Raw genomic sequence first — 411 nt, forward strand, 5'->3', positions numbered from 1 at the left:
TTATCAAACTCTTGTTTTATTTTTGTAATATCACTCATCAAAAACTCCTTTAAGTAATACTTGTTCTTTTATGCCGATTTAGATTTTCATAAAATTGAACTCTTCTTTGCTTATAAGTATTACTTATAGCTTGTACAAATTCTGTAAAATTAATTGGAACAAAATTAGAATCAAGCAAACTTACTCTTTCTTCTGATTTAGCAATATTGCCCTTGATAGACTCAACAGAAGTAGAATTGCTACTAGCATTCTTTCTTAATTTGATATTCACTTTAGCCAGAGAGACAAGTTGTTCTAGTATTTCTCCATCAATATGACTTATATCCGCCACTTTAGCAATAGCCTTAATTTGTTCAATTGGAACAAACTTACGAACAAGTTCCCTACGTTGTGCCTGCATAATGTCTTTTA

The 411-nt window shown here is 30.2% G+C and carries 1 protein-coding gene; it reads right to left on the reverse strand.

The features are described 5' to 3' along the window. Positions 1 to 49: 49 nt before the first annotated feature. A partial coding sequence (locus LRB30_RS05835; protein ID WP_231020164.1) for a DUF1357 family protein occupies positions 50 to 411 on the reverse strand: 362 nt, incomplete at its 5' end.

The sequence above is a fragment of the Borreliella americana genome, assembly GCF_021043605.1.
GTDB lineage: Bacteria > Spirochaetota > Spirochaetia > Borreliales > Borreliaceae > Borreliella > Borreliella americana.